Origin of the sequence: Herbaspirillum autotrophicum (assembly GCF_001189915.1) — a bacterium.
GTDB classification, from domain to species: domain Bacteria; phylum Pseudomonadota; class Gammaproteobacteria; order Burkholderiales; family Burkholderiaceae_D; genus Herbaspirillum; species Herbaspirillum autotrophicum.
In genome coordinates this window covers 91,861-116,625 of sequence record NZ_LFLS01000017.1, presented here as the reverse complement: position 1 = coordinate 116,625, position 24,765 = coordinate 91,861, and the positions used below count along the sequence as shown (strand labels likewise).

General features: G+C 57.3%; 24 protein-coding genes and 1 pseudogene. 5 read left to right on the top strand and 20 right to left on the bottom strand.

Annotated features, from left to right (window positions below):
* Positions 1-231 precede the first annotated feature (231 nt).
* Together AKL27_RS14755 and AKL27_RS14750 are read right to left on the bottom strand one after the other, a co-directional pair.
* Positions 232-1,566 (bottom strand): HipA domain-containing protein, encoded by a 1,335-nt coding sequence (locus tag AKL27_RS14755; RefSeq protein WP_050463598.1) that lies wholly within the window; start codon positions 1,564-1,566, stop codon positions 232-234.
* Positions 1,563-1,868: a helix-turn-helix domain-containing protein gene (locus AKL27_RS14750; protein ID WP_050463621.1), complete on the bottom strand. Its 306-nt coding sequence runs from the start codon at positions 1,866-1,868 to the stop codon at positions 1,563-1,565. The genes AKL27_RS14755 and AKL27_RS14750 overlap by 4 nt, the downstream gene beginning before the upstream one ends.
* Positions 1,869-2,158: 290 nt before the next feature.
* Between AKL27_RS14750 and AKL27_RS28815 the strand changes: the two genes are divergently transcribed.
* Complete coding sequence (locus AKL27_RS28815) at positions 2,159-2,335, top strand: hypothetical protein (RefSeq protein ID WP_157056932.1); 177 nt, start codon at positions 2,159-2,161, stop codon at positions 2,333-2,335.
* 408 nt (positions 2,336-2,743) lie between these two features.
* Here AKL27_RS28815 and AKL27_RS14745 read toward each other — a convergent pair whose 3' ends face one another.
* The 5 genes from AKL27_RS14745 to pdxR form a co-directional block, all read right to left on the bottom strand.
* Entirely contained in the window at positions 2,744-3,688 is a 945-nt protein-coding gene (locus AKL27_RS14745) for a hypothetical protein (RefSeq protein WP_157056931.1), read from the bottom strand.
* Between the two features lie 114 nt (positions 3,689-3,802).
* Entirely contained in the window at positions 3,803-4,216 is a 414-nt protein-coding gene (locus tag AKL27_RS27190) for a DoxX-like family protein (protein WP_198155975.1), read from the bottom strand.
* Between the two features lie 14 nt (positions 4,217-4,230).
* Positions 4,231-4,701, bottom strand: coding sequence for a DUF2269 family protein (locus AKL27_RS14735; protein WP_050463595.1), 471 nt, complete (start codon positions 4,699-4,701; stop codon positions 4,231-4,233).
* A complete protein-coding gene (locus AKL27_RS14730) occupies positions 4,698-5,798 on the bottom strand; it encodes a saccharopine dehydrogenase family protein (RefSeq protein ID WP_050463594.1) in 1,101 nt (366 codons plus the stop codon). Before AKL27_RS14730 ends, AKL27_RS14735 begins: the two co-directional genes overlap by 4 nt.
* A 240-nt stretch (positions 5,799-6,038) precedes the next feature.
* A complete protein-coding gene (gene pdxR, locus AKL27_RS14725; RefSeq protein ID WP_050463593.1) occupies positions 6,039-7,484 on the bottom strand; it encodes a MocR-like pyridoxine biosynthesis transcription factor PdxR in 1,446 nt (481 codons plus the stop codon).
* Between the two features lie 115 nt (positions 7,485-7,599).
* On the opposite strand from pdxR, the gene AKL27_RS14720 reads away from it, so the two are divergent.
* The gene (locus AKL27_RS14720; RefSeq protein WP_157056929.1) at positions 7,600-9,342 is read left to right on the top strand and encodes an NAD(P)H dependent flavin oxidoreductase family protein; all 1,743 of its coding nucleotides are present in this window, start codon (positions 7,600-7,602) and stop codon (positions 9,340-9,342) included.
* 10 nt (positions 9,343-9,352) lie between these two features.
* Here AKL27_RS14720 and AKL27_RS27755 read toward each other — a convergent pair whose 3' ends face one another.
* Together AKL27_RS27755 and yjjJ are read right to left on the bottom strand one after the other, a co-directional pair.
* Positions 9,353-9,544 (bottom strand): hypothetical protein, encoded by a 192-nt coding sequence (locus AKL27_RS27755; RefSeq protein WP_157056928.1) that lies wholly within the window; start codon positions 9,542-9,544, stop codon positions 9,353-9,355.
* A complete protein-coding gene (gene yjjJ / locus AKL27_RS14715) occupies positions 9,541-10,902 on the bottom strand; it encodes a type II toxin-antitoxin system HipA family toxin YjjJ (RefSeq protein ID WP_050463592.1) in 1,362 nt (453 codons plus the stop codon). Before yjjJ ends, AKL27_RS27755 begins: the two co-directional genes overlap by 4 nt.
* Before the next feature lie 452 nt (positions 10,903-11,354).
* Between yjjJ and AKL27_RS14710 the strand changes: the two genes are divergently transcribed.
* The gene (locus AKL27_RS14710; protein ID WP_232310996.1) at positions 11,355-12,785 is read left to right on the top strand and encodes a sensor domain-containing diguanylate cyclase; all 1,431 of its coding nucleotides are present in this window, start codon (positions 11,355-11,357) and stop codon (positions 12,783-12,785) included.
* 2 nt (positions 12,786-12,787) lie between these two features.
* Here the strand turns inward: AKL27_RS14710 and AKL27_RS14705 are convergent, their stop codons facing one another.
* From AKL27_RS14705 to AKL27_RS14670, 9 genes and pseudogenes are all read right to left on the bottom strand, one after another.
* Entirely contained in the window at positions 12,788-13,804 is a 1,017-nt protein-coding gene (locus AKL27_RS14705) for an aromatic ring-hydroxylating oxygenase subunit alpha (protein WP_083439056.1), read from the bottom strand.
* Positions 13,801-14,892, bottom strand: coding sequence for a GNAT family N-acetyltransferase (locus tag AKL27_RS14700; RefSeq protein ID WP_050463591.1), 1,092 nt, complete (start codon positions 14,890-14,892; stop codon positions 13,801-13,803). The genes AKL27_RS14705 and AKL27_RS14700 overlap by 4 nt, the downstream gene beginning before the upstream one ends.
* A complete protein-coding gene (locus tag AKL27_RS14695; protein ID WP_050463590.1) occupies positions 14,883-16,052 on the bottom strand; it encodes an ATP-grasp domain-containing protein in 1,170 nt (389 codons plus the stop codon). The genes AKL27_RS14700 and AKL27_RS14695 overlap by 10 nt, the downstream gene beginning before the upstream one ends.
* A gap of 142 nt (positions 16,053-16,194) precedes the next feature.
* A complete protein-coding gene (gene egtD / locus AKL27_RS28450) occupies positions 16,195-17,100 on the bottom strand; it encodes an L-histidine N(alpha)-methyltransferase (RefSeq protein WP_232310998.1) in 906 nt (301 codons plus the stop codon).
* Between the two features lie 99 nt (positions 17,101-17,199).
* Positions 17,200-18,420: pseudogene (gene egtB / locus AKL27_RS28445) on the bottom strand (ergothioneine biosynthesis protein EgtB); the annotation flags it as partial.
* A 91-nt stretch (positions 18,421-18,511) separates the two neighbouring features.
* Positions 18,512-18,895, bottom strand: a complete 384-nt coding sequence (locus AKL27_RS14685; protein WP_050463588.1) for a DUF427 domain-containing protein — start codon at positions 18,893-18,895, stop codon at positions 18,512-18,514.
* A 290-nt stretch (positions 18,896-19,185) separates the two neighbouring features.
* The gene (locus AKL27_RS14680; RefSeq protein WP_050463587.1) at positions 19,186-19,647 is read right to left on the bottom strand and encodes a DUF2846 domain-containing protein; all 462 of its coding nucleotides are present in this window, start codon (positions 19,645-19,647) and stop codon (positions 19,186-19,188) included.
* Positions 19,640-20,047 (bottom strand): hypothetical protein, encoded by a 408-nt coding sequence (locus AKL27_RS14675; protein ID WP_198155973.1) that lies wholly within the window; start codon positions 20,045-20,047, stop codon positions 19,640-19,642. The genes AKL27_RS14680 and AKL27_RS14675 overlap by 8 nt, the downstream gene beginning before the upstream one ends.
* Positions 20,048-20,414: 367 nt before the next feature.
* Entirely contained in the window at positions 20,415-21,002 is a 588-nt protein-coding gene (locus AKL27_RS14670; RefSeq protein WP_050463585.1) for a hypothetical protein, read from the bottom strand.
* 281 nt (positions 21,003-21,283) lie between these two features.
* Between AKL27_RS14670 and AKL27_RS14665 the strand changes: the two genes are divergently transcribed.
* Together AKL27_RS14665 and AKL27_RS14660 are read left to right on the top strand one after the other, a co-directional pair.
* The gene (locus AKL27_RS14665; RefSeq protein ID WP_050463584.1) at positions 21,284-21,664 is read left to right on the top strand and encodes a hypothetical protein; all 381 of its coding nucleotides are present in this window, start codon (positions 21,284-21,286) and stop codon (positions 21,662-21,664) included.
* A gap of 92 nt (positions 21,665-21,756) precedes the next feature.
* Complete coding sequence (locus tag AKL27_RS14660) at positions 21,757-22,122, top strand: 2OG-Fe(II) oxygenase family protein (protein WP_050463583.1); 366 nt, start codon at positions 21,757-21,759, stop codon at positions 22,120-22,122.
* Here AKL27_RS14660 and AKL27_RS14655 read toward each other — a convergent pair.
* Positions 22,119-23,759, bottom strand: a complete 1,641-nt coding sequence (locus AKL27_RS14655; protein ID WP_050463582.1) for an acyl-CoA synthetase — start codon at positions 23,757-23,759, stop codon at positions 22,119-22,121. The two genes, AKL27_RS14660 and AKL27_RS14655, sit on opposite strands and share 4 nt — an antisense overlap.
* 87 nt (positions 23,760-23,846) lie before the next feature.
* On the bottom strand, positions 23,847-24,557 hold the full coding sequence (locus AKL27_RS14650; protein ID WP_050463581.1) for a TetR/AcrR family transcriptional regulator: 711 nt from the start codon (positions 24,555-24,557) through the stop codon (positions 23,847-23,849).
* Positions 24,558-24,765: the final 208 nt, after the last annotated feature.

Genomic DNA, 24,765 nt, shown 5'->3' with positions numbered 1-24,765 from the left:
CGAATCAATAGTAATTGTGCTTTGGTGTTGAAGATGATCAAAATGGAGCCGCATCTAGTCAGTTCGCTGAAAATGTTGATGATTGCTACAGGTTGGCGCGTCAGGTTGCTGTGGATAGTGGCCGTGTTTTGTGTGTGCAGCGGCGAATGCTTGAGAAATTCCGATGCACTGCCTTATCCCGGCAAATTGCCGGCACAGATCGCTTTCTTGAGGTTTGTCGGGAGCAGCGGGCTAGGGAGCAGTTACTTGCTGAAGGCGTTTTGTCATTTCTCCTAAAATCATGTGTTCGATAATGTCCCGCATGCGCGCGTCGTACGCCAGCCCTTGCTGCACTTCTTCGGTCTGCTGTGCATTCTCTTGAATTATTTCTGCGCTTACCTTGGTGACCGAGACAGGTACTGTCCGAACAAGGTTGTCTAGCCTGCGCGTTGCCGCTGCGCGGCCCAAGCCCAGAGTGATGCCAGCGGCAATGACGACCTCCCGGGTGATATCGGAGAAGTACTTTACTTCCGGATTTGGCTTGAGCGCGACGCCGGTGTCTGGCCATTTTCCCGAATCCGGGTCGACAGCCCGTGTATCGTAAGCGGCAGTGCATAACAGGTCGTAGCAGGGTGAAATGACAATCCCGGTAGGGGAAACCATGAATGAGATGTTCTTGAGATGGTTGTCACCGTTGCCGATCAGAATGTTGAACACCAGCCAGTCGTAAAACCATTGGCGTGCTGCGGCCGGCACCTGTATTTTGTCAACCAGCTTCACCAGCGTGTCGACATTCGCTGCCGAGTATTTGAACAGGCGGTCGGTGTTGAGTAACTGGCAGGCATCGATGACGTGCAACCGGTCAACACCACCAAAGGCGTTTGCGACCCTGTCAAACCGCTCGGTCAGGTACACCGGTTCCGGACAAAACAGGCGATGCACGTGCGGCACTTGTAAGCCCGCATCTCGCGCTACGCGCATGGTCAGGTATTCATTGAAGACGCTCGCGGGATACGCATTTTTTTCCGGGTGCTGCGGCTTGAGGATGTGGGTTGATGCGGTCGGACCGTCGGGCTCAAATAATTCCCCATCCTTGTAGATGACCGCCAGTTTGTGCTGTGCGCCGGCCAGCGACATGTGTTTCGGTGAATCGGTGTTCAGCGGAATCCTCGGCATTGCTTTGATGCGGGCGGAGAGTTCCGCCAATGGTAGCGGCCGCATGCCCGCCGCTACCCGCGCCGCGCCTTCAGGCAGAAGCGTCAGCGAGCCGGCCGATTCGCGGCCATAGTAGGCCAGCAAGCCGAACGCGTCGTTTTCCTCAATGTCGGCTTGACCGGCCAACACGGTGCGCAGGGCTTCTTCAGGCAGCAGATTATCGAAATACCATTGCACCGGGCGGGAACTGCTGCCGTCAATGTGCAGCATGCCCGATCCATCCGCAGTGCGGCGGGGCAGGGCGGGAGACAGGTCATATCCTTCTTCGGCAGATGCCCATTCCTGGGTGTATTCGAAGCGCCAGATGTTTTCTTCCGTGCTCAGCGTTCCGACGTGAGCATCGTTGATGTAGGCGAGCAGGGTGCGAATCATTCTTTCATGCTCCGCATATGTTTGCGAATACTCGGACGCACGAGACCACCGCGCTGACGAATTTTCTCCAGATGCGGCACTGTCGATACGGGCACGTCTACGACGAGTGTGAGGCCCAGTTCACGCAGCAGCTGAAGAACGCGGCCCATTTGGACGGTTTCCTTGCCGTACTCGACGTCACCAACAAACACGGGGCCGAGGCCGGCCATACTGGCTACATCATCGAGCCGGATATTGTTGGCCTTGCGTGTGGCACGAATCACCTCACCAAGTTCTGCCACGGTCGTTATCTGGACTTTCATCAATCCCACCCAAAATATATGTGAATGGATAGATTTTAATATAAACGTGAAACCGAACGAAAAAATATATCCAAACGAATATATTTTGTGTCGATTTAACGAAAACATCATAAATATATGTGTGCGAATATATTTTTGTATTTTCAAGTGCAAATAAAGAAAATCTATTTGTTCGAATAGATTAAATTGGCCTTGCCTGACCACAAAAGTTGTCAGCCAAGCATTACTGAGAAAGAATTTGTATCAATGCCTGATCCGAGCATCTGCCGTTGGGCGGAGGGAGCGGCACGATGAACGCCCCTCCGCACGCACTCAAGCAGGTTTTCCCGGACATGATTAAACACGCTCCACAGATCGGTGTGGTTGTGGTCAACACGACGTGGCAACAGGATCTGACATTCGGTGACGGGCGCCGGTTTGCCTTCGTCATACCTGAGGGCGAGGGTGGCTTGGGCGAATACCTCTGACTAGTCTGTATTCAAGCAGAAGCAGAAATGCTTTCGCTTCGTAACTCAATCCAGAGCGCGCGTCGCAGGAGTGCAGATGTCTTAATCGACGAACGAGCTGCCGCAGCAGAACTCAACGTTTTGGAATCAGGTGAGCAAGATGTACACGTCGTTTCGTGTCATGGCCCCGAGCCAACGTTGGCACAACAAGAGATTTGAGTGAGGACAGGTATGACACCAGATAATCGCGAGGTCGGAGGTTCGATTCCTCTCATCAGCACCAGAGTAAAAAAGGCCGGCATCGCTGCAGGCCTTTTTTCTGCAAATCAGCGCCGATTCCGCAACAGCGAATATCGCTCCGTATGCAGAGCAAAACAGTGTTCAAGACCGGAGGGGAACGCAACTGCTTTCGCGGTCGCGTTGATGGTATCAGCCCACAAGTTGGGATGCCATCACATAGCTTCTCACTTGCAGCTGCGCTGTGGGGCTGCTCTCGATTGCGTGCCGGATGGCATCTCTTCGCAAAGCCAGTTCCTCCGCGTCTGCCGCGACATCGATCTTGACATTGGCTCGCTTTGCCAATTGCGCGATGTCCCGCGTCGTCAGGCGGGAATTTCCCAGCAGAGAGAACGAACGGATGCCTCCTTTGCAGAGCTGATCCAGGTGAGCAGCCTCAAGCCAATCGTTGTTCACCAGCCGGATATGTTTAAGCGGCAGACTGCTGAGCAGGGTGGCGACTTGTTGCGGTACATCCGCTCCTTTGTCGGCAAGCCGGCCGCCACTCAGTGTGAGGGATCGCAATGACGAGAAAGGCTTCTCCTGCAATCGCTGTAGCTGGGAGAGTTTGATGTCGATCGTAGCGGTCACTGACGGCGGATCGAAGATTGCGGCAGCACCGGATCGGAATCGCCCGAGTGCACTGACATTTGACCAGATGGTGTCAGTCGTTCCTTGCGGCGTGATATCCAGACTGTGGAGCTTTCCTTTGGCCTGACCAAAGAAGACGAGCGCATCGTCCAATTCATTTCCATTTGATACCGAGATGTCGAAATGAAGTTGGTTACCTTCTGCATACGCTTGCCGGCATGTCAATTTCAAATTCAATTTGGTCGCGACATCGAGGCCATCTGCAATCTTGTTTCGCAGCTCGATCGGAAGCGAATAAAAGGGGACGCGCAGGTCGATCTTGGCCTCGCTGTTCTGCAACGGGTGGCGACTTGCGCCTTGTCCCGCAACCGACCCCGGCAAATGAGGTGCGCCGGTTCTCTGCGGTGCGGCCGAAGTCGTGGAGGAATGTTGCGCAGGTGTTTCTTCCGCCGCAGGAGAGAAATGCACATTATCTGCGGAAGATTGGTGGGGACTGATGTAAGTCATGCGTCGCTCTTGGAAATGATTTTCTTGCTGATAAGTGGCATCAAGAAGATTCTGGTTCCCGCGCTGTGCCGGACGTACTTGTGCTTCCGGGGTGAAAATTGCGTGGTTTTATTCTCAGTGCTTGCCTGAAATCAAATCCGGGTGTCGCTCCAACACGATGAGATAGTTCAGGCACGCCAGCACGGCGATGTTCTTGCTCAGCGGGCCGAACGGGTGAAGCAGGAATTCCGGTAGCCACACAGCAATGGCAATTGAATAAAAGACGATGATGACGCACTGTAGTTGCCACAGCCGGCGCGATGGAAAAATGGCGGAGGCAATGCCCATGCACAGATCAAGCAAGCATGCCGCGGCGAGTATCCATTGCGTGTGCCAGGTGAAACCGAGCAATCGCAACCATTCGAGTGAGATGGTTTGCGGGTAAAAGAACCATGAGGTGATCGCCGTCCAACACCAGATGCAGGCGATGCCTGGCCGCATGGTCCAATAGAGCCGTCGCAGATTGCGGGAAAAATTCCTGTCTTCCATTGGCGCTTGTGAGGTCAGAGTGTCGGTTTGTAAACCATCAGCCAGTACACCGCAATCAACGCTGCGAAAGCCGGAATGCCTAGCCAGAACCATGCCCGTGCATATTGCCAATATTGCGCTGGCAGCGCGGTCTGATCCCGATCGGCGCTGCGCGCCAGATTGCGCATGCGGATCTGGAGTACGACGACCGGCAGCCAGCAACAGCCGGCCACGATATACAGCAGCACGGCATACAGCACCCAGCCGTTCCACAGCGGGTAACCGGCCAGATATACCAGCGCAAGTCCGGTCAGCGGTTGCACGATCACCGCCGGCGTCGTGAAGATCCAATCGGCAAGAACAGTACGCTCAGTCACGATACGAATGGCGCGAATGTCACCGCTGCGATCAGTAATCCATTTGAAAAATGCAATCCCGATGCCAGTGCCGAACAAGATGTTGGCGCTGATGATGTGCAGCCATTTGATGAACAGATAGCCGCTCATGCCGGCACCTCGAGGACGTCAAGGTGTGCTATCGCAGCCAGGTAATCTTCTGCACTGATCACACCCATACAGGGCTTTGCTCCGGCCTCGAATTTTTCTCCGGCGGCGAGTTTTCTTGCCAGTGCAATCGATGCGCCGCAGGGAATGTGAGGGCCATGATTGCTGGCGGCCAGCAAATGCCATGTCAGTTCCAGCGGCTTGCCGTCGATGCCAACACCGCGCATCGACACAAACATGCCACCCTTGTCGCTGACCCAGGGTTCCAGCCACTGGCTGATGGTGTGTAACGGTTTGGCCAGCGGTACCAGGCTGGCCAGCAGGCCACAGCGCACCAGTTGAGATGCGGCCCAGACGAACGCATGTCCCGGCATGCTGGCGAATCCGGCATGAAAAGTGACCGTATGCACACCCGGGTAGCGCTGCGCAAACAGCTGCAGGTCGGGAACGTCACAACTTCCCAGCAGGCGGGCGCCGACCGGTTCCGGGAATACATGGCGCTGTGTGTCGAGCCAGCCATATACTTGGGTCCGGCGGCCATTCTGCAGCCGCAGAAATGCTTTTCCGCAATAGCCAAAGACACCACGCATGGTGGCGAGACCGGGAGCGCGCGCGCCCGATGCGATGCCGTGACGGATGGATTGCAGCTGGCTGAAGCGATGGAGATAGCGATCTGCCACTGCGGATGAAAGTGCCGGCAGCGAACTTGCTCCGCTCGTGACAAAAACCTCTTGTTCACGGGCGATATCATCAAGTTGCGTAATGCCGGCGACAAAGTCTCTGCCGTCGGCGAGATCAATATAGTTGGCACCGGCGGCAATTGCCGCGCGGGCGACGCCGTAGTCTTGCCCCTGAAATGGTCCGGCGGTGTGAATGACGGTATCGACTTTCCATTGCGCAAAGCGTTGTGCCAGATCGCCGGCATTGGCGTCAATCGCCAGTCCCTGATCGGAGCACAAGCCCAGACTGTTGGCCATGGCTTGCGCTTGACCCGCATTGCGTCCGGCGATCAGCAGATGAATGTTGTTGTCGGCAGCGAGTGCTGCACAGATGCGGCCGCCAAAAAAACCGTAACCGCCCAGAACCAGAATTGTGTGCATGTGGTCATCGTTTTAGCGTGAGAAAAATGACAGCGATATGTCGCAAGACTTTGCTGTCGGGGCCATCATAGCTGATGGCGGACATGACGGCGATCACAAGCTGCGGTGCACTGATCTGTCAGATGAATTTGTGGTCGAATGTCTATCTGTTTTTAGAAATCTTTCTAATGACCCGGAAAATTCGATGCCCGATATTTTTTTGGCAGCCCTCGGTTTGAGCGGCTCTCGCCGGCGTTCTCGTCAACGTTTCGGCCGGGCGTTTGCCAGTAGCAGACCGAAGCGCCGCAGGCGCTCTTCCTCCACAGCGCTGTAGCCGATCACGACGCCCGGTGGCAGCACCGTTTTGCGACAGAAATCAGCCAGTGCCTGCACGCCGACGCCGGCCCGCTTGCCTGCTTCGACCACATGCGCCATCTCCCATCCATCTGGCAGCCACCACAACAAATGAAAGCCGGCATGCTCGCCACTGATGCGCAGAGTGTCGGTCGCCGCCGCCTGCTGTAGCGCCTGCAGCAACACGTCGCGCCGGCGTGCATAGACGCCGCGCGCCTTGCGTACGTGGCGCGCAAAACCGCCGTCGTCAAGGAAGCGCGTCAGCGTCATCTGTTCGATCACGCTGTTCGCCCGCCCGGCCATGCGCTGGGCCTCGATGAACGCCGGTACCAAGGTTTTCGGCACGACCGCGTAGCCGATGCGCAACGCATTGAACATGCTCTTGTTGAAGCTGCCGCAGTGGATGACGCGATCGGCGTTGTCCATGCTTTTCAATGCGGCGAGCGGGGCGCCGTCGTAATTGAATTCGCTGTCGTAGTCGTCTTCCACGATCCAGGCACCGCTCTGTTCCGCCCAATCCAGCAGTTCCAGCCGGCGCGATACCGGCATGGTGATGCCCGTGGGTGATTGATGGGCGGGCGTGACGTAGACCAGCTTCACGCCTCGCTGGCGGCGCGCCTGTGCCGTCGCAAAGCCGTGGGTGTCGATGGGCAGCGGCATCACATGCGGCGTGTACTGGCCGAAGATCGGCACGGCATTGAGATAGCCGGGATCTTCAATCAATACCTTGTCCTGCGGTTTCAGCAAGATGCGCCCGCAGAGATTGAGCGCATCCCGGATACCTGAAAGAACGATGACCTGATGGGGATCGCAGCGGATATCGCGCGCCGCTCCGAGATAACGCGCAATCTGTTCGCGCAGCGGCGGCCAACCCTGGAACTGGTCGCTTCCGAGCTGCGCGGGCGTGATTTGTCGTGTGCTGGCGGCCAGGCCCTTATTCCAGCTTGCCAGCGGAAACAGCGATGCGTCGGCAGTGCGCGACGAGAACGGCGATCCGGTCTGATCCTGCCCCAAGGGTGTCGGCACCGGTTTTGCCGAAGCCTCTTGGTGCGGCTGCCCGCGGCGAAAGAACTTGTCCGGAATCACCGCCGCAACATAGGTGCCGGAGCCTACCGTCCCCGCGGTGTAGCCTTCGCTGCGCAACTGATCGTAAGCGGCCTCGACGGTGGAGCGCGAGACGCACCAGCGCTGTGCCAGGCTGCGCGTGGACGGCAGGCGTACGCCGGACAACAGCGCTCCCTTGAGAATGCGCTCGCGAATCTGGCGGTAGACCCAGGATTGCTTGGACTCTCCTGCGCCAGGTGGATCGAGGGGCAGGTCCAGGCTGGCTTCTTGGCGCTTGGCATCAGACATTGATTGATTCATGAAGTGGCTTGCTTGTATTTTGAAAAATGGCTCTATCCGACAGGCCATTCTATCGTTAAATTGCATGTCATGGCCCATCGGGGCCCGCCACTGAGAGAACACCATGCAAGAATTGGCTGCATCCACTTACACCGTCACCCTCGATACGGATACCTTCGCCACGAGTGACCAGACGTCCATTTTGGACGCGGCGCTGGCGCAAGGCATTGCGGTGCCATTTTCCTGTCAGCGTGGCGAATGCGGTTCATGCAGAGCCACCGTGCGCGAAGGCTGCTTCGCGTCCATTACTCCACCGAACGAGCGCACGTATGTGACCGCCGGCGATGAATTGCTGATGTGCCAATGTCGTGCGGCGAGCGACCTGACGCTCACGTTTCCGCATTGGCAGGCGCCGGCTCGTCCGCCCGGGATGCACAGCGTACGCGTGATATCGCGGCTGCCATTGGCGCAGGATGTGACGCAGCTGATCGTTGAACTGCAAGATGCAGAGTCATTCGAATACCTGCCGGGGCAGCATGTGCAGTTGCTGTTCGATGGCGGCAGCCACCGCTGCTTTTCCATTGCCAATACCCCGGGCGCGGCCGGACCCGTGCGGCTGGAGTTTCATATCCGTCGCCAGCCCGGAGGCGCCTTTACGGACGGCATCCTGCCACGGCTTGCGGCGGGCGATGCGCTGATGCTGGAAGGTCCGCTCGGCACCTGCGTCTGGCCGCAAGACGGCGGCAGCGAAGAGGTGGAGCATCTGGTATTGCTGGCCACGGGTACCGGCTTTGCGGGCGTGTTTCCGATCCTGATGGCGGCGCTCGATAGCCGGCGCATGAAGACAGTGACCTTGTACTGGGGCGGCCGGACCTCGGAAGACTGCTATGCCGCGCCATTGCTCGATGCACTGCAAGGCAAGCATGCCGGTTTGCGCTGGCATGCCGCGCTGTCGGACCAAGCAGACACAGCGGCCGATCCGCAACGGTGCCGTCACGTGCAGGAACTGGCCATTGCCGCCGGCCATGACTGGACGCGCAGCGTGGTGTATGCCTGCGGCAATCCGGCAATGGTGCGTGCAGCGCGCGGGCAACTCGTCGCGGCGGGGCTGCCGCAAGCGCGCTTCCTGTCCGAGGCATTTCTGCCGTCCGCCACGGATATCAATACCAGCCCGCCGCAGCATGAGGTTCACGCATGGGAACGCGTGGGCCAGCGCTTCACGATGGCCGGTATCCTCGACGCGCGTCAGCGCTCAATGGCCGCAGTGGCGGAAATCGCCGCCTTGCTGCGGCCTGGCATGAATACCCGCGAAGCCATCACCGTGGCGGACGCCCATTTGCGTCAGATGGGCGCGTCGAACAACTGGCATCCGACCTATGTGCGGTTCGGCATCGATACACAATCACCGGCGGTGCAGCCTACGGATTTTCAGCGCGTGCTGCAGCAAGACGACGTGTTCGTGGTGGACATCGGCCCGGTCTGGGATGGCTACGAAGGCGACTATGGCGACACCTTCGTCATGGGTACCGAAGCGGCGGGCGAACGCTGCGCTCAGGCCGCGCGCGATGTGTTCCGCCGTACCCGGCTCGACTGGCTGGCCGGCGCCAGCGGCGCCGCGCTGTATGATCGCGCCGACGCCTACGCCCGCGAGTATGGTTGTGCGCTCGTGCGGGAAATCCCGGGTCACCGCGTGGCAGATTTTCCGCACGCGCTGTACGGCAAGCAGAAACTGGCTGATGCCGACTTTGTGCCGGGCAACGGTATCTGGGTGCTGGAAATTCAGGTACGCGATCTGACGCTGCCGGTAGGTGCCTTTTATGAGGACGTGCTGCTGCACGACAACGCAATCAACCCGCAGCAACCCTGACGTCCCGTTGTCAGTCGATGGTCAGCGCGCTGCCGGTTTTTCCAGCGGCAGCGAGCTGATCAGATGCACCGTCAAAAAGATCACCGCCCGATATCAGAATTGTCTGCATGTTTGAATGTGGAGCAAAAGGCAATGATGGGCAGAGGGCCGCAAACTTCCGGCGCGCGTTGCTGCGCGGGAAACCATGATCAGGCTTCTTCAATCACGTTGCGCAATCAACAGTCGTTCCACGATGCCGGCATTGATGCCGCAGATGGCGCGAAATGCATCACTGATGCGCGCATCTTGTGCAGCCCGGCGCCAGAACACCAGTGCAGCGTCGGCAGCGCGCAGCCAGTCGCTGCGCTGTTTTGGCAAAGGCAAGGCCGGGGCAAATTTGCGGATGCTCAATTCGACTCCGCCTTGTGGCGCGTACTGCATCGGTAGCATGTCATAGGCGGGCGCCAGCGTCAGTCCCGGCAGGAATGCCAGGTTGCCATCGTGCATATCGGTATTGGCAATCAGGTGGCCGAAATGCGCAAGCAGATTGATCTGTTGCGCAGTCTCTTCCGCAATGTATTCTGCTTTCAATAATGCCTGTGCACCGTCCGACCACGGACCGGTCAATCCGAACAAGGCGGCATTCAACTCCAGCCAGGAGCATACGCCGGAGCGGCCGAATTCACCGTGGCGGTCAAAGCGGTCGACTTCATAAAAAGTGCGGCCATGCATTTGATAAATGCGGCTTTGCGCGGCACTGAGTTTGAGCGTATCGGCAATGGTGGCCAGCGCCAGATGTTCACACACCAGCAAATCCGACCAGCGCTGTTCCTGTGGTGAGCCGTCAGCGCCGGAGAATTTGACGATGACGTGCGCCGGTTTGCCATGTATCAACCGATGCACGGTAAATTTGGGAAACTCGCCGGCCGCCGATGAATCTGCGATGCCGAAGTTCAACGCTTGCAGTGCCCGCTGCGGATAGATCGTCGAGATTTCATCGTCGGACAGAAAATGGCTGCCGTTTTGCTGTTCTTGCAGAAAGCGGCGCAGCGCCTGTTCACCGAGAATGTAATCGCCGGGCTGGTCCCAGCCAAGCAGGCTCAATGCATGCAATACATCATCTTCGTTCCAGCGTTGCACATCCTGATCCATTTGCAGGATGGCAGCGAATTGGTGCGCGAAGTTGCGTCCGAGAAAACCTTGCGGCCGCATGTCGCCAAAAAAATAAGGCAAGCTGCGGAACCAGCCATCCGTCATCTCGTCATCCAGCGGCCACGGACATGTTTCCGTGAAACTCAGTGCGCAGCCCTCCGGGTAAACCGGTTCCAGCAAGCCGGCTTCATGCGCGCGACCTAAGGCATCAATGCGATACAGTGGAAGCGGGTTCGGATTGCCTCGAATGGCGCGCCGCGCCGCATATGCAGTGCGGCGTGCACGGCCGCGTGAAATGACCTGACCGTCCAATTCCGCAATCGCCCGCATCAATGACGGCCGGCTCACCCCGAGACGGCGCAACAGTTCGCCAGCTTGTTGCCGGTGCCAGGTACGCAGTGTTTCAAGGATGGTTTGAGCAATTGTCATGTAACGATAGTTTATTTGATATTTCGACGAATCATTATAGGCATATAAACTTGTCAGTGTGTATTTCGTGTAACTATTTATGTAACGATTCACGGATTTTGAAAAGCATCACTGGTGTCGGCTTACGCGGTGCAAGGCCTGCTGCGACCGGCTGCAAGAATGCGCGCTGCTCACACGAGTTTTGGCCAGACAGACAATGCGAAATTCACTTCCCGGCATCGCTGGCATTTGTCACGCTGATGTTGTCTTTCCCCTACGTTGTTCAATGGAAATATGTTTAAAGCTGAGCTTTTATGCGTTAATTCGCCTGTCGACAGTTTGAGTTGCAAATAAACGCGGGCGTCGACGTGTCAGCATGATACGGAGTCTGGATCACCGTACCGGGGTGTTGTTGCAAAGATAGGATTCGAAAAATTAAACGCTTACAAAAAGTTCTGCGGGGGAGTGGCGTCTTGCTGGCCGCCATGATGTTTGGTTTGTGCAGCTGGGTGCTTTACAAAAGCCATGACGAAGCGCGGCACTATGCTCTTGAAACGTCACAAAATCTGACTTTGATCGCGCAGCGCGATATCGCCAGAAATCTGGAGATATTGTCGTTGTCGCTGGATACGCTCGCGGATCGCTATCAACATTCCTTGTTGCGGCAACTGTCGCGGGATCAACGCCATTCATTCTTGTTCGGCAGCACGCTCGGGGCGCAGCATATCGTCGTCATGGCAGTATTGGATGCGCAGGGCAAGGTGGTGGTCTCGTCGCGGCAGGGCGCGCAGCTGGGCAAGGATTACGGCGACCGTGCTTACTTTACCGTGCAACGGGATACGTTCGATCACGGTCTGTATATCTCTAAACCGATCAACGCCAAGCTTGATACCGATTTGCAAGTACTGGTGTTGTCGAAGCGCATGTCCAGCGCCGACGGCACATTCACGGGCGTGGTGTTGATGGCGCTCGATCTGAACTATTTCCGCGACCTGTTCAGCGGCCTGGCGCTGGGAAGTGAGGGCGTGATGTCGCTCTATTCGCGCGATGGCGTGGTATATATGCGGCTGCCGTTTGCCGAATCCGTCATTGGCCGCGATATCAGCAAGAGCAGCGGCTTCCAGCAAATTGCGCCGTTGATTCAACAAGACAGCGGCAGCTTTTTTTTGCGCGGAGTGAATGATGGTATCCGCCGCTTATATGCATTCCGGGAAATTCCCGGTACAGAGCTGGTGCTGTTTGTCGGTCGTTCGGAGCAGGATATCTATCGCCACTGGACTGAAATCCTGTACACCATCGTCAGCTTGATGGTTTTGTTTTCGCTGGTCTGCCTGTTGCTGTTCCGCGTATTGAAAAAAGAATTGCGCAAACGTTTTGAAGCCGAACAGAAGTTGCATCAGTTGACCCGTATTGATGGCCTCACCGGCTTGCTCAATCGACGCGCGCTCGATGACGCTTTGCGCAGCATCTGGAGCAGCTGCAATCGCAGCAGCCAAGGTGTATTTTCGATCCTGTTTATCGATGTCGATCATTTCAAGTTGTATAACGACACCTATGGACATCAGAAAGGGGATGATGCATTGACTGCCGTCGCCACATGTTTCGCCGGTGAATTGCCGCGCAACTCCGATGTTGCTGCGCGTTACGGCGGCGAGGAATTCATTGCCGTGCTGGGCGAAACGGATGCGCCCGGGGCGTTGCAGGTGGCGGAGAAAATCCGGCGTGCGATTGCGGAGATGGCATTGCCGCATGCCAGCAGTGCGCACGGCATCGTTACCGTCAGTATTGGCGTGGCGACTTATAACCGTCAACGGTACGGCGATATCGATGCCTTGCTGAAGGCCGCCGATGCCGCCTTATATCAAGCCAAAGGCGGTGGCCGCAACACTATCCGGCAAGCCTGATTTCATAAGCAGATCGTAAAATCCTTGTCCGCCAGTTTGTGCTCAGGGATATCTTCGTTGTCCCATATCTTTTCCAGATGCGGACGCACAAAGTCGAGCATGGTCGATGCGCCCCGCGTCGGCGGGAAGCGCGACTTGTTGCGCGCTTGTGCTTCCAGAATGCGCTGATCCTGGCGCGCTACTTTCTTCAGAAATGGAAACACCAGCAAGCGCACTGCCCACGCCGGCGCCCACCGTTTTTCGATGTGCAGGCTGGTGAATACATGGGTCTGCTCATGGCTCGCAGGCGTGAAGTGCAGGGTGATGTGAATCGCACTGCCGTTTTGATAGCGGTATTCGATGCGGGCCGAACCAGCGCCGGCAAAGATCGCTCGTTCTGAAATGCGCGGCGACTCAAACAATCGGTACAGCAAACCGCTTTGTTCAGTTTGCCCCAGATAGTTGACGATAAAACCGTCCGGGGTACGCCGCAGGCTGACCTGTATCGGCTTTCTGACGCCATCGCAGCGTACCAGCCCCGGATGGACAGTGTGCGTATGCAGCGGATCAAGAAAGTTTTCGATGGCATCGACCACCGGTGCCTGCCAGCGGGTTTGCCAGAAAAATTGTGCCGCATCGGGAATTGCGGCACTCATGACTTCCGGTGGTTCGGCATCACCGCCGGCCGCCAGCCGGACCCAGATCAGGCCGTTCATTTCACGCAGTGCGACGGTTCTGACGCGGACCACCGGTAATGTTGCCGCAGGTGCCAGTCCCGGAATGTTGCTGCATTTGCCATCGCCGTCAAAGGTCCAACCGTGATATGGGCATTGAATGCCGTGGCTGGTGATGCAGCCATCCGACAGTGCCGCTTGCCGGTGCGGGCAACGGTCTTCCATCGCAAATACGCTGCCGTCGGCCATGCGTCCCAGTACCAGGGCCTGCCGCAATACCGTGACGGCCAGCGGTCGTTGGCGCACATTCTCCGAACGTGCTGCGACAAACCATTTGCCGTATATGGATGGCAGCCATTCACTCATAATTCAAACCGTTTCATGACGGGGACGCCGATGCCGGTCAGCAGCTTTTGCAGGACGGCCAGCGGGGTGCGTCGATACGCTGGCAGATGCTGCGTCAGCACCGCACTGTATTCGATTTCCGGGCGACCGCCGCGCAGCCGTTTGAAGCTGGCAGCGCCGGCGCTCAGGTTGACGCTGGCGTGGTCGCGGATGGCGAGGTCAAACACGCATGCCATGGCCAGCCGATACAGGCCGAGTGCCTGCGGCAGTGTGGTGTTGTAGCCGACGATGGGCGCGGTCAGCGTACGACCTTGGCGGAAGATGCCGACCACCGTCTGGATTTCACCGTCCTGATCCTTGAAGCCATGAAACTCCAGCAAGCCGGCGGCGTGCCATGTCTGCAGAAAGCGCGCGGTGTATTGCGGATTGAGCAGTGAGTATTTTTGCAGATACAAGGCACGGTACAGCGCTTCGATGCGTTCGAAATCATCGGCGCCGAAATCGGCCGGCAGCATTCTGATCAACGGTGTTTTCTGCAACAACTGCAGATCGCGTTGCAGGTTGGCGTGCGTGCCGTCAGCCAGATTGTCAAACAGATAGACCTGCCGGCTCGGAATCAGGCTGAAACCCTGTTCTGCCAGTGCCGTCAGCCAATCCTGATTGTGATGGGCATTCAGGGAACGCAACCACAGCGCATGTTGCGGCCAGCGCTGGCGGGCTTCATCTATCGCGGCACGGAGTGCGGCGTGCTCCAGCGGCGGATACAGATTGGTGCTCAGCATCCAGTTATTCAGTGCCACCGCCTGATCGACGCGCGCCATGCCGAGTGCGTAACCGTAAGCCCGGCATAGCAAGCGCAACGGGGCCGCCAACAATGCCGGCAGGTAGCGCTGTAATTCTTCGATTGCGTAATCGCAGTAAGTGCTGCGCGGGGAACAGACCCAGGCGTTGTCCGCTTCCGCGTGATTGACCGTGACCGGCAACGTCAGGCCGCCATGGCGCAACAATTCGACTTGCGTACGCAGATTGCTGATGAACGGTCGCGTATCAGCATTGGCATGCAAGGTATGGAAGCGCTCTGCGCGTTGCGCAAGAATGCTCAGGCCCATGCCAGTTCCTCGCCATCCCATTCGATATCGCTGGTGGCCGCTTCCCGCAAAGTACAACCACGGCGCAGTGCCGTAGTGGTGAAACTGGTCATGTCCACCAACGCGCCGAGGATCGGCATGGCATCGCTGCCGATGCGCAAGACATCATCGGCGCGAGCGGCATCGCTGCACCAGCCGGCAAACTGGCCGCGCCGCAGCGCCTGCAGCAAGCCGGCGCTGCGCATTACCGGTGCAATCATGCGCGCCCGCGAGTTACTTGGGACGACGCATTGGTCAGCGCTGCCGGTAAAGGCCGCAGGCAGCGCATCCTGCATGGCAAACAAATGCACGCCGCTGATGGCGCGCGGGTTGCACTCCAGCACCCGCGGATGCTGACCGTCGGCGGCGATCCAGTCGAAAGAAATCTGGCCAGTGAATTGCAACTGTTGTACCAGCGTCGCTACGAATGTCTGAATCGCCGATGGTGCCTGCTGCCCGACCTGCTGATCAAAGTAGTAACTGGCACTGGTATGCAGGCGGTAAGCGGGGCGATACACCGCATGCGCCAGCAAGCGGCCCTGATCCGCGATGCTGTATGAACACAGCTCGATGCCGGCGCAGTATTCCTGCGCCACCCAGCGTCCCATTGGCGGCAGTTCCGCGGCCTGCGAAGGCATGCCTTGCGGGTAAATCCGCACATGCACGCCGAAGCGGGAAAATTCCGGTTTCAATACCAGTGGTTTGCCGGCAGCCCATTCGCGCGCCTGTGCCAGACTGCTCACCAGCGTACTGGCCGGCGGTTGACCACCGGCGGTGCGCGCCAGACTTTGAAATTCCCATTTGCTGTGCAACTGCCGCAAGATCTCGAAATCGCTGACGGCGACCCGGCAAGAGGATGGCAACGCAGAGCGATAGCGCGACAGAAAAAATACTTCTTCGCAGGTCGGGATCACCAGGTCAATGGCGTGGCGGTCGATGGCCTGACGCAGATCGGTAATGAACTGCGCCGGATCAAAGCGCGGCGATGCCAGTTTGATGCTGGTGGTGACCGCCTGCGACCAGCCGGACAGACGACAGGAAATGCTGTCGCCGACGCAGACGGTCCAGCCCTGATGCGCGAAACGTCGGGCATGATCCAGCGCGACCGGGGCTCTGGCGCCGAGAATGAGTACCTTGGGCATGTTGTTCTTGTTTGCAAGAATGAATGAAGTCGGGCAATCATACCTCTTGGCAGGCTACGCCGGTATGCCACAGGCATTCTTTGACAAGCGGGTGATGCAACCGATACCGGCAGTATTACGTCGTACTGCCGGACACCGGAAATCACTCCGGCAACGGTTTGAATTCGAAGATGCCGAATTGCGGCGCTGCCGATAGCCATTGTCGCTGGAGTTGCCAGCCGGCTTGCGCCGCCAGCAGGGTAATGGAAGCGCTGGTGAATTTATGCGAATTTTCGGTATGCAGGCGTTCTCCGGCCTTGAAATGAAAACGTTGTCCGGCCACCTGCACGTCTTGCTCGATGCGGCTGACCAGATGCATTTCCATGCGTTGCGCGCCGGCGTTCCACAGCGCCAGATGATCGAAGGCATCGAGCTGGAAGTTGCCATCGAGTTCACGATTGATGCGTGCCAGCAGATTTTTATTGAAGCGCGCAGTGACCCCGGCGGCATCGTCGTAGGCGGCGACCAGCGTAGCCTCATCCTTGACGATGTCGGCGCCGAGAATCAAGGCCGCATCCGGGCCCAGCAATTGGCGCGCCGAGCGCAGAAATGCCACTGCCTGCGGCGGACTGAAGTTGCCGATGGTGGAGCCGGGAAAAAATCCCAGCAAAGGTTGTCCGTGCACGGCGGCGGGCAAATGCAGCGGTTGGGTGAAATCGCCGGCCAGCGGCAAAACCCGCAGGGACGGATAGTGACGTTGCAGTCGCAAGGCCGCATTCTCGAGTGCGTCCTGACTGATGTCGATTGGAATGTAGGTGTGGATTTGAGGCGCCGCATCCAGCAACAGACGGGTTTTGTCACTGGCGCCGCTGCCGAATTCGATCAGTGCCGTGCGGGCCGGGATGGTGGCGGCGATATCGGCCGCGATTGATTGCAGCAGTGCGGTTTCAGTACGGGTTGGATAATATTCCGGCAGCGTACAGATTTCTTCGAACAGCGCAGAGCCGATATCGTCATAGAAATACTTGGGCGACAAGGTTTTGGGGTTTTGCGCCAGACCGGTCAGCACATCGTTTCTGAAATCCTGATTGCCATCGCTTGCGGTCTTGCCATTGCTGCCGGTGATCAGCGTCCCGCGTAAGCGGCGGCGTGGCTGCTGGTCGTCACTGATATCGCGCGCCAGTCGCACGCCGGCCATGGCCCAGCGCCGGTCGGGATAAAAGAAATTGCGATAGGTGTGGCGCGTATGGCCCGCTGGCGTGATCGCCGCGCCGCCGCGCAACACCATTTGATTGATCATGAATTTGCCATTGTATTCACCGGTGGCGTCGGCTGCCGGGTGATAACCGGGATAGGACGAATAGGCACTTTGCGTCCATTGCCAGGCGCTGGCCTCGGCTTGCTCCAGCACGCTGGCGGCAGCTGCGGTTTCCCATTCGGCTTCGGTCGGCAGGCGGGCACCGGCCCAACAGGCATAGGCACAGGCTTCGTAGTAACTGACATGGGTTACCGCCACATCGGGTGCCAGTGCCTGCATGCCGCTCAATGTCAGATGTTGCCAGCCCTGTGCCGTCTGTTCCCAATACAGCGGTGCTTGCCACTGTTCATTGCAGACCGTGGCCCAGCCATCGGACAACCATAACCCGGGCCGGCGGTAGCCACCGTCCGCCATGAATTCCAGCCACTCGCCATTGGTTACCAGGCGGTCGGCGATCAGGTGGGCATTGAGCCAGCACTTGTGGCGCGGTCCTTCATTGTCGAAGGCAAACGTGTTGCGCCGGTGATCGTGGCCGATCTCGGTCAGGCCGGCAGCGCGGTCGATGAAACGCGCGCGGCGGCCCCCCTTGAGTTGCGGCCAGGCCGGATCAAAAGCCGGCTTCAGCGGCGACTTGCTGAACAGATGCAGGATGTCCATGCGCATCAGTTCCTGATGCTGTTCTTCGTGTGCCATGCCGAGTTCAATCAGGTCCCGGTGCTGGTCTGCGGCGGGTGAATCCAGCAATTGCTGCATGTGCCGGTCCACATGACATCGGTACGCCAGCACTTCGGTAATACAGGGCCGTGTCAGCAGTCCGCGCTGTGGTCGCGGATGACGGGCGCCGATAGTGTCGTAATAAGAGTTGAACAGATACCCATAATCCGGATGGAAGACTGGATACCCCGGCACAAACGCCTGCAACAGAAAGGTTTCAAAAAACCAGGTGGTATGCGCCAGATGCCATTTGGTCGGGCTGGCATCCGGCATGGATTGCACCACCATGTCTTCGGCCGTCAGCGCGGCGGCGATGGCATCGCTGTGGCTGCGCAGCTGCCGGTAGCGTTGCAGCAAACCGTCGCGGGCCGCGGGCGGCGGTTCGGCTATTTGCCGTGCCTGTACCGCGTGCAACATCGGTACAGCAGGACGCAGGGCTTTATCGGAGAGGGGGGCGGAAGTATCGTTGAGGGTATCGGTGCGCATGATCTATAGCCGGGAGGAAGGTTCAGATGCGGGAGGACTGCTTGACCAGATCGACGCGATCCGGGTAGAAGGCGATGTGATTCTGTATGAGGGCTACACTCTCATACGGCGTTTCATATGTCCAGCCGACGTTGTCTGTCAGACGTCCTGCCACCGATGCACTGTAATAATTGCAGTCGCCCTTGTAGGGACAGTAGGAAGTGTGGGTATTTCGTTGCAGAAATGCCATGTCCACATCCCGGCGCGGAATGTAATAAACCACCGGATAAGCGGCCTCGCGCAAGGCCAGGGCATTTTGTGTGGCGGCAATCACCTGGCCGGCGATGCTGACCACGATACGCGACGTGACGGGTTCAATGTGAATCGGATGGCTGGCATCCGGGATTCTGGCGGGGCTGGGCATCATGCTTTCCTTTGGGTGGAAGTGATACGTGCTTTGCTGCCGGTGTGGCTAGTGAGTGATTCGCTTGAGGTCGGAAAGTTCGCTTGCGGCAACAAGGGTGCTGACAGCGGCAGGCTGAGATGGAAAATATGAGTCTACAACCAGATGCAGGATCAGGCGCGGATATTTGAGATGTTGGTCATCCGCATGGGCGAGGAGGAAATGTAGAGTTTTTGCAAAACCACTCGACCAGTCGTTACTGCAATGTGACGACTGGTCGCGGCTTCAAGGTGCCGATGCGACGCCAATTGACATTACTTCGCTTGCTTGGCGGGAAGAGCCTTGCCGGTATAGCTCAGTTCAGGCAATTCTTTCACTGCTGCTTCAGGCGTTTCGAGGCTGGGTACGATTCTGCCCGCCAACAGTCCAAGCGATGGTGAGGTACGCACATACTTGATTTCGCCTGCGTCCAGAACAAAACTCACGGTCTTGTCGGTTTCGGTCGAGGTGGCTGCACTGTACTGACCGGCGGGGCGGTCAACAAAGAAGAAACCACCCGGTTGCGAAGTGCCGACGACCTGATCGTTCAAACGAATATCGGGTTGTATGGCTGCGCCAAACATTGAGGAAGAACGGAAAAAATAAACGCGTCCCTGATCGGTCTGGAGGGTTGGAATCGAACTCGAAACTTCGGTGTATTTCGGACCGTTTGCACAACCGGTCAATACCACAGCGAATGCGGCGACAGCAACTAACGAGGCGAGTGTTCTATTCATTTTTTACATTTCCTATGGCGAGAATTACAGGGGTGGATAAGGCAGAGTAATTGGATTCGCCAGGCAAATAAAACCCGACCAGCCGGGTGCCGGAAAGGACGAGATAGGCTTCATGCACTTGTCGCCCCTCGATCGTGAATATGGTTTTGACCGGACGGAATACATCGCCTTGTGCAATGGTGCCCGTGTAGCGCCAGATTGAGTCGGCGGGGATCTTGCGTTCGTAGGCAGTATCCAGCGTGACAGTCGCAGCCTGTTCTATGCGTATCTGACGCGGAGCGGTTTCCGATTTTGGTGGCGACAGACTGACCGGGGTAGTTTTGATGGAAACTGCACAGCCATTCAACACGGATACGGCGGCGAGCATGCACAGGAAATGCACAACATTGATTCTTTTCATTTTTATTAAGGAGTCAGACTCCCGTTCCCCGCAAATAATTGATTATTTTTCGAATTTATCTTGTTTCTGATTCTGCGTTTTCAGGAATATATATGATTCCCAAATGGGGAGATGGAATTTTTTTTTGCGGTCGGACGGATAGATGTTTTTGTTGTAAATCTGAATGTGAGGAAGGATTTTTCAAAGGCAGAGTGTGTGATCGGCCTGAACAATAACACCCTGATTTTTTTACGTATTTTGATGCCGTGTCCGGCAACGGGACCGCGCACCATGCAAGTTCTGAAAATATATTTTCAGAGTTTGTATCTTTGTCATTCAGATGTCAGGAATGCGTGTTTTTTTTGTGGCCGGTGCAGCGCTGCTGCCATCATTTTGCCGCCATCTGACATTTGCCCTGAAAGTTCGAACCGCTCCACGTCAATTTCGAGCTCGGCAAATAGTAGGGATCCTTGCAGGCGATATACACCGAGGTTCGTTCATCGTTGAGCAGGTATTGGCTGCCACCCGGTGCCAGGCCTTGGCCGCCGGTCAGGCGCATCTGACATTCATCGCGGCCGGACTTGACATTGCAGAACGTGATGTCGATCTTGAACGAGCACTGATTGCGCCAGCGATTTTTGGTGGCGCGACTTGGATTGGCTTGCGTCACCAGGCAATGATTGACGTTTTCGGAATAGACAAACGGATCCTTGCTGCCGCCACCGTTATTTCCAGCCTGCGGATAGGTAGTTGCCGGCGGCGTATAACGCTGGGTCGTGTTCACCGGCGTGACGTAATTGTTGCTGTCACTATTGGTCGCCGGCGGCACATAGGTTTGCTTGCCTTTGCCGCTCGCCGCCAGTACCGCACTCAGGGTATTGATCCACGAAGTGTCCTGGCCCTGACCATTGGCACCGCAACCGTTGAGTGATATTGCTGTCGCCAGAGTGGCGATCAAAGACCAGATTGTTTTCATTTTCCGCACCCGCCATTTTGTTTTTCAGTGCTTCCCGCTTTGCACGGGAGTGGAAATTCCAGCGTCGGGCGAATGCGATGCGCCTCATCCGTTCATATGAGGGAGGCCAATTTTTTTGATCGGGAAATTGTCAAAAAGAAATTTCATGACAGCGTGAAGACGGCTTTGTCAGCCCCTGTTCAGTTGTCTGTCAGCGGTGTAACAAATGAATACAGCGTGACAAAATTTCCGGTGGTGGCGCTATATTCAATCATCATCATTACCGCTTTCAGGAAACGATCATGTTGACCCTGCGACTTTGCGTATCATCGATTCTTGCCGGAAAGAGACCGGATTTGCCGATGCCGGGCGTGCCCGGGAAAAAAGTGGTCAGCCGCTTGCCGCCGCCACCCGACAAGGAAGAGGAATTGCCGAGTCCGCGTGCCGGAGTGGTCTGGAGTCGAGGTTACTGGGCTTTTCAGGGCGGCTGGTTTGTCTGGCGCGGCGGCCATTGGGAACTGAGCCGGCCCGGTCATGCTTATGTCGCGCCGCACTGGATGCCAACCGGCAGCGGCTGGCAATTTCATGCTGCCAGCTGGCTGCCGCAGTCCGATCCCACGGCCGCGCCGTCGCAGGATGATCGCACTGAAACTGCCTATGACCCGCTGGCGGCGTTTCGCTAACCTTGGCTGACCGGTACGGACGCATCTGCGCTGTCGTGCCGGCCATGCCATTTCATGGCAATATGCGCCTCAGTACACTCTGAGGGCAGCCGATGTTCAAGGCAGTGAAAAATTATTTCAGCACAGCGTGGCGCTGGCAGCGCGGACGACAGCAAAGCGGTTACGACAAGATGCTGTTGCTGACGGCGCACTGGCCGCTCAGATTCGATTCTTATCTGATTCGTTATCCGATTGGCGCCGCCATACCTCCGCATCGTGACCGCGTGGTCAGCGGCCGTCATTACCGGCTCAACATCGTCGTGCGCAAATCACCGGGCGGCGGCGAGTTTGTCTGTGCCGCCCCGATATTTTCGAGTGCCCGCATCAAGCTGTTCCGTCCTGATATTGCCGAGCACAGCGTCACGCGGGTTGAAGGCGGCCCGCGTTACGTGTTGTCGATTGGTTGGGTATTGGGTTAAGTGCCTGCATTCTCCGCGTCGCGCAATGTGCGACGCATGATCTTGCCGGTCGGTGTCGAAGGCAGGGCATCGAGGAAGGCAATTTCGCGCGGGTATTCATGTGCCGCCAGATGCGTGCGTACATGTTCCTGAATTGCCGCGACCAGTTCCGCTGAGTCAGCGAAACCCTCATTGAGGACGATGAAGGCTTTGACGATTTCGGTGCGGTGCGCATCCTTTTTACCGATCACTGCCGCAATCTTGACTGCCGGATGCTTGAGCAGGCATTCCTCGATTGGTCCCGGGCCGATACGATAGCCGGCACTGGTAATCACGTCGTCATCCCGGCCGACATAGCGGAAATAACCTTCGTCATCGCACTGGCCAAGATCGCCGGTGAGCAGATAGCCGCCGGCAAACTTGTCGGCGCTGGCGGCCGGATTGTTCCAGTAACCGAGAAACATCACCGGGTCGGGTGACTTGATGGCAATGTTGCCGGTGACGCCGGCCGCCACCGGAACGCCATGTTCATCCACAATCGCGACCGCATGGCCGGGTACCGCGCGCCCCATGGTGCCGGCTTTGCGCGGAAACAGACTGGCACAGCCGGAGACCACGATATTGCATTCGGTCTGGCCATAGAATTCATTGATGGTCACGCCCAATGCTTGCTGACCCCAATGGATCAATTCATCACCGAGACTTTCACCGCCGCTGGCCACCGAGCGCAGGTTGTATTGCCATTGTTTTTTCGGATCAGCTACGGTGCGCAGAATTTTCAGTGCAGTCGGCGGGAAGAAAATGTTTTTGACCTGATGCCGGGCAATCAGCCCGAACACCGCAGTCGGTTCGAATTTTTCAAAACGGCGTGCCAGTACCGGTACGCCGTGATACAGCGCCGGCAACAATACATCCAGCAAGCCGCCGATCCAGGCCCAGTCGGCCGGGGTCCACATCAAGTCATCCGGCTGCGGGAAAAAATCATGCGAAATTTCGACGCCGGGCAGGTGCCCCAGCAAGACCCGGTGCGCATGCAGTGCGCCTTTGGGTTTGCCGGTGGTGCCGGAGGTATAGATGATGACGGCCGGATCATCGGCCAGCGTGTCGACCGGCGTGAAGTCGGCCGGCAGCGACTGCAGGCGATCCCAGAATGGTTGGCAGTTTTCGGGGCAGGCTGCACCGGACTCGCGCTCGATGCAAAACACCGCTTGCAGTTCCGGCAACGCGTTGCGAATGCCGCGGATTTTCTGTTCGCCTTCGCTATCGGTGATCAGCAGGCGGGCACCGCTGTCGCTCAGGCGGAATTGCAGTGCGTCCGGGCCAAACAGCGAAAACAGTGGAATGGTAATGGCGCCGATCTTGTAGGCGGCCAGATGGGCGATTACGGTTTCCACACATTGCGGCAGGAAGATGCCGAGACGGTCACCGCGCCTGATGCCTGATGCCAGCCACAAATGCGCGACCTGATTCGACAGCGCTTTCAGTTGATCGAAGGTATAGGTAGTGACGACGCCGTTGCGGTCTTCACTGATGATGGCGCGGCGGCCGGAGCCATCGGCCCAGCGGTCGCAACTGGCGACGCCGATGTTGAAGTACTCAGGAATCGGCCAACTGAATGTGGCCTGTTGCTCGGCGTATGAATTTTCCTTCTGCAGCATATTGTCTCCTCGCAAACTGTTCTTTGATGTTGCCGTGCGCTCTCGGGAGCGTCTGATGGCAAGATGGGTATCGGGGCTGAAGGATGTTCAGCTGTCGCCGGCGCTTTCCGCGCGGCGCATGGCGTCGGCTACTTCATTGTGAAAGCGCCGCAGGGTATTGATTTCCACATCGGGCGGAGCGAACGCGCTCCAGATCAGATCGCTGACCTGGCGCGCCGCCAGATCCAGATCAGGATCGATCCCGGTGACAATGCATTCCCACATGATATGTTCCATCGAACCGTACACCATGTCGCGCAGCAGCCGCAAGGGCATGTCTTGCCGGATTTCGCCAGCGGCCTGCGCCAGCGACAGCACACTCATGAGCGGGGCGGTGTAGCGCCGCTGCAGTGCCGCAATCAATTCGGAAAAGCCGGTGTCGGGGCTGCGGCCTTCACTGAGCACCAGCGCACACAATCCCTTGCCATCGCGAATCAGCACATTCAAATGCTTGTGAATGATGTAACCCAGTTGCGGCCGTGTGCCTTGCAGCAAGGGAACTTCGTGTTCCAGCTCTTCACTGATCTCGCCATACCAGTCGCTGATGACTTGCATGCACAGCTCGCGCTTGCTGCCGAAGTAGGTAAAGATGGTGGCTTCCGAGATGCCCAGACGCTGGGCAATATCGAGTGTCGTGCTCTTTTCATACCCATTTTCGGAAAACACGATGCGGGCCGTGCTCAACACTGCCTCGACGCGTTTTTGCGAACGCGGGGTGAGCGTGCCACGACGTTCCTGGAAAGCAAGAATGGTTGACATTTTTATTGAATTTGAGTGTTACTTAAAAATATATTCGAATCCTAGCACTTATTTGCGCCATAATAAAAATAACTTCTGAAATACTTGAGTGATACTTAAAAAATCTGCGGGATGGTTATCGCGATTTGAGGCCTGCTTGTTTTTGGAGGGTACTGGAATTGTCAGGGCGCTGCGGCGCACCTGTTTTTCAATGGCTTGATCATGCTGG